The sequence below is a fragment of the Dehalococcoidales bacterium genome (genome assembly GCA_035529395.1).
In the GTDB taxonomy this organism is placed as follows: Bacteria; Chloroflexota; Dehalococcoidia; order Dehalococcoidales; family Fen-1064; genus DUES01.
In genome coordinates this window covers 1-4934 of sequence record DATKWT010000108.1, presented here as the reverse complement: position 1 = coordinate 4934, position 4934 = coordinate 1, and the positions used below count along the sequence as shown (strand labels likewise).

Annotated in this window: 3 protein-coding genes; 1 reads left to right on the top strand and 2 read right to left on the bottom strand. The window is 55.9% G+C overall.

The genetic code is table 11. The annotated features are described in order from the left end of the window. Nucleotides 1-606: 606 nt before the first annotated feature. Nucleotides 607-2583, bottom strand: coding sequence for an FAD-dependent oxidoreductase (locus VMW13_07040; GenBank protein ID HUV44567.1), 1977 nt, complete (start codon nt 2581-2583; stop codon nt 607-609). Between the two features lie 329 nt (nt 2584-2912). Continuing rightward, nucleotides 2913-3245, bottom strand: a complete 333-nt coding sequence (locus VMW13_07035) for a DUF5658 family protein (protein HUV44566.1) — start codon at nt 3243-3245, stop codon at nt 2913-2915. A gap of 472 nt (nt 3246-3717) precedes the next feature. Between VMW13_07035 and VMW13_07030 the strand changes: the two genes are divergently transcribed. Then, nucleotides 3718-4482 (top strand): enoyl-CoA hydratase-related protein, encoded by a 765-nt coding sequence (locus VMW13_07030; GenBank protein HUV44565.1) that lies wholly within the window; start codon nt 3718-3720, stop codon nt 4480-4482. Nucleotides 4483-4934 lie beyond the last annotated feature (452 nt).

Here is a 4934-nt window from a genome sequence, read left to right as displayed (position 1 = left end):
ACAGCCACCGCGTCAGCCCTGATTTCTTACCGTGGTACCGCCCTGCCCCGCACACTATAGATGCTCGCCCCCGGGACGTCAAGAGGCGTGTGTCTCCCTCTAGCAAGCCTATGAAAAACCCTTTCGACCAATCCCCGTGCGGCCCGGATGGAGCGCCTCTCAGAAGAGGCGGAGCCCCTCAGAAGGGGCGGCGCCTTCCCCTTCCTGGCCAGGAAGGAGCCTTCTGCGGAAGGGGGGAAAGATTATATCTGGGGGACACCGGCAGAATCTGGTTTCGGATTCTGCTAACGTCATTCTGTAAGAATGACTCCCAGACACCCCTGCCAGAAGGGGGCGCCTCTCAGAAGAGGCGGAGCCCCTCAGAAGGGGCCTGCCCTCTGGACTCCCCCTTTTTCATCACCCTGTTAGACTCGATCCGGGATACGTGTTTGCCCCCTGGATTCCAGCCTGCACTGGAATGACATCAACATCCATCATACGTAAAGATATATACGAGACACTACATTAGAACAGGTTCAGGCTCTTCCATACGGCTGCCGACAATTACCAGCAACACAGGAAGAGCCTGATTATACGGGCCCGGGTCTGCCATGACCGATGGTTGTTCTATATCATCCGCGCCACTGTGGCCCCATCGTTGCTGGCCCAGAGTATCTTCCTGACCCCGTTGCAGTCACCAACGGCATAGAGTTCCTTCACCTTATCCTTAAGAGCATAATAAAGCGCGTTGTTCTCCACGGCTCCATAGGAGAGAACCACGGTATCGATATTCTCAATCACCCTCTCTTCCGTGGTGTAGCTATCAATCACGGTAACGCTGCTACCGGATATCTCCTTGAGGGAAGTGCGCGGCGTCAGCTTCACACCGGCCCAGGCCAGTCGGCGAACAAGAGACATCCGTGTCAATTGCTCTATGCCACTACCCGGCTCCTCATACGGGCATATCACTTCTACCTTCTTACCCTGCTGGGCCAGGAAGTCTGCTGTGGTCATACCCTCGGTGCGGAGCTGCACGTCAACGATGAGCACATTCTCCCCAACTTCGGCCTCCCCGTTGAGAACATCCCGTACGGTTTTGATGACATTGTCCTGCTCAATGCCCGGGATATTGTCCGGGACACGCGGGAAAGAGCCGGTGGCCACCACGACTACATCCGGGTTCTGTTCCATCACGGTATCAACGGTAACCTCGCTGTTGAGGTGGATGTCCACATCCAGCATATTCAACTGGTACTTGTGAAAGCGAGGCAGCTCGGCCAGGTCTTCTCTCCCCGGTGCCTTGGCCGCGATATTCACCAGTCCACCCAGTTCATCACCCTTTTCCCAGAGAGACACATCATGGCCTCTTGCCTTTGCCACCCGGGCCGTCTCCATACCACCGGGACCGCCGCCAATAACCATGACACGCTTCTTCGTTTCTGCCGGAATAAGCTCCAGCCACCCGGGAATGGTCTCCTTACCAGTGGCAGGATTATAAGCACAGGACACTCCCATCGGGTTCCTGTCCTGCGAAACGCGCATCCAGCACCCCTCGGAGCAACCCATGCACTTACGGATTTCATCCACTCTACCCTCGCGGGCCTTGTTGGCAAACTCAGGGTCACATATCAGAGCCCGGTTCATGAACACCAGGTCGGCAAGGCGGTCTTCCAGTATCTTCTCCGCCTGGACGGGGTCGACCACCCGACCACCACCGATTACGGGTATGTCAACCACTTCCTTCAGGCCGGCAGCATTGTACATCAGAGCACCAGGCGGGAAGTACATGGGAGGTATCGCGGCACCGGTAGCGATGTAGTCCAGGTTCCCGCTGCGCGTCATCATGGGGGCCATCACCTTCATTTCGTCCATACCATATCCGCCACCGGAGAGCTGGTCGACACTGACCCTGATGCCGACCATGAAATCCCGGCCGACAGCAGCCCTGACCGCGTCGATAATCTCGCAGGCAAACCTCATGCGCCCCTCATGGCTACCACCATATTCATCGGTGCGTTTATTGCTATCCGGGGACATGAACTGAGTTATCAGGTAGCCGTGAGCCCCGTGTATTTCCACACCGTCGACTCCGGCCTGCTTACATCGGTATGCCTCGGCAGCAAAGGCTTCAATAACCTCCTTCACCTCATCCCGCGTCATTGCGTGAGGTACCAGACCGGTACCGGGAGACGGTATCGCTGAAGGCGCCCAGTTCGTGTCTCCGTAGTGGAGTGTGCCGTAGGCGTTTCTGCCTCCGTGCCAGAGTTGCACCATGAAGCAGGTGCCGTGCTTCTTGATGGCCTCGGCAGACTTCTTCAGTTTATCCATGCCGCCGGGCTCCTGCAGAGGACTGGACTGGCCCATGTGGAACTCATAGCCACCCTGTACCGGGGTCGGACTGCTGCGGTGGACCCCCCAGATACCGGTGCAAATCATGCCTGCTCCACCCTTGGCCTTAGACTCCCAGTAGGCGGTTATTCGCTCTCCGGGCAGGCTATCCGGGTCCCGCAAACCGGGATAATGCCCCGGCACCACTATCCGGTTGCGCACTGTCATCCCACCCACCTTAATCGGGCTGAAGAGAAGCCTGAATTGGTCTGCCATATTTTTTTGTTACCTCCTGCAGATTAACCTGAGTGAATATCCTTGTTCCTTCACCGTTAGAAAGCATACTCTGTACAGAGCCTACCGTCAAGCCGTGCCATCACCGGTGCCTCCGCCAGCCACCAACGGCAGGGATGTGACATGACGCAGGCACTAACTTCACTATGCCGGAAACACCATGACCGGGTAGTTTATCGACTCAAATGGGTTAGCCTTGAGGGACGGTGTGTTCCCGAGGTCTTCAACACCGGGAATGAAGGTATCGGAGATTGACCAGGTGGTTTATTACTCAGTGGATGCAGCCGGTACCGGGATACTAAGAGAGGGACTTATAACTGACTTGCGAGGAGCAGGGAAAGGTTCCAGAGTACTATTCCTGCGTACGCTGCCACCAGACAGGAAGTGCCTATTATTGCCATCTTCGGGCGCTGCCGGTAGATATCCCATAGAATGAATGCGCAGAGCAATGCCCCTACCAACTTCAAGACCAGGAATTCTCCACCACCTACCAGAGACACCAGGAGAGGGTTTCCCTCTCGCACCGCTCCGCTATTAACGAGAACATTCGTCAAACCCCCGTCGACGACCACCAGTAATACCAGCGCCACCAGGGAGTATATCATTTTACGAATACCGGTAAAGTAGTGCCTGATAGCCTTCATACTCATTCCCTATCAGTGTGGCCGAACCTGACACCTGCCACATCTATATTCAGCATAGCACGCCTTCATGAACGCGAATATTAAGTTTATAAATTATACGTAAAGTATTCATAAAGGTTTTGTAAAGGTTTACCGCCGGCAAATCACAGTAGCCATGCCGAGTCCACGACCTTACCTGAATTTCCTGTATGTTCCCCAGTGGATATCGCTGGCTGCCGGTATCCCCGTCCGTAAGACGAGGACCAGCCAGGATGCGCCCCGTCCCGGGTTCAATGACATCGCCAAAGGCATTTGCGGCAACAAGGGCAGTGAAAATGATACCTCACTCTGTTGTGTCACCTCATCTGTCTGAACGAGAGCACCGATGCGGTAAGACATCAAGACGAAGTATATATGGTATAGTACGCATACACAGAAAACAGGGGGAAAATCGTCCCCGCATGCAATCAGTCCAGCGAAAGGAGAGAACAGAATGCCAGAATACGTACTGTACGAGAAGAAGGGACACATCGCCTATATCACCCTGAACAGACCGGAGCGCCTGAACGCCCTGGGCACGGAACTGGGTCTGCAGCTACGAGATGCGGATACGGGATTTGCCGAAGACGAAGACGCCTGGGTGGCCATCTACACCGGTGCCGGTGAAAGGGCTTTCTCCGCAGGAAGGGACCTGAAAGAGGTTGCCGAACAGAGCTCACGTGGTGGAAGCAGTCTGCCATTTGCCCGCAGGCCCGCCATCGAACACAACAAACCCACCATCGCGGCCGTAAACGGTCTGGCTTACGGTGGAGGAATGGAACGTGTCCTCGCCTGCGATATCCGTATCTGCTCTACAAACGCCACATTTTGTCTTGCCGAGGTCAAGGTAGGCCTGTGCCCTCCTACCGCCATGTTCACCCTGCCCCGCCTCATCGGTCTGTCCAACGCCATGTGGATGCTGCTCGGCGGGGAACCAATCGATGCCCAGGAAGCCCTCCGTATCGGTCTGGTAACCAGGGTTGTCCCCCTGCCCGAGCTTATAACCACGGCCACACAGATGGCAGACACCATCTGCCAGAACTCGCCGCTGGCAGTGCGTACCACCAGACAGCTAACGACACTCGGTCTGGAGGTGCCGATGGACTACGCCCGCCGTCTTGGCCAGGGACTAATCAGTTCGGTGTGGGGGTCGGAGGACGCCGTAGAGGGAGCCAGAGCATTCGTAGAAAAGAGAAAGCCGGTCTGGAAGATGCGCTAGTGTAGTGTCTTACAAATGCCTTTACAGTCCCTGTCATTCTAGCAAGCCTATGAAAAACCCTTTCGACCATCCCCCTGACCCCCTTCCTGTCCAGGAAGGGGGGAAAGATTATATCTGGGGGACACCCCCAGACCCCTGCCAGAAGGGGGCTTCGGCCCCTCAGAAGGGGCGAAGCCCCTTTGGCAGGGGTCTGGGGATGCCCCCCAGATATAATATTCCCCCCCTACCTGGCTAGGAAGGGGGTCAGGGGGATGGTCGAAAGGGTTTTTCATCACCCTGCCAGCGGTAGAGATAGCTTCAGTCTAGACCATCTCCGCCCGACCGGTTACGGAAAATAATGCGCTCCCTGCGCTTGCGGATAGCGGTGCGGGGAGCGTTTGTTTTTACCTTGTAGATGGGTTCAACAGTTCCACAGTTGCTGAACTAGTTCAGACACTTGCCGATGGCTTTCC

Bases quoted from the DNA above. Each gene is read 5' to 3' on its own strand.
- VMW13_07030 (HUV44565.1), top strand. From the start codon at position 3,718: ATGCCAGAATACGTACTGTACGAGAAGAAGGGACACATCGCCTATATC.
- VMW13_07035 (HUV44566.1), bottom strand. From the start codon at position 3,245: ATGAAGGCTATCAGGCACTACTTTACCGGTATTCGTAAAATGATATAC.
- VMW13_07040 (HUV44567.1), bottom strand. From the start codon at position 2,583: ATGGCAGACCAATTCAGGCTTCTCTTCAGCCCGATTAAGGTGGGTGGG.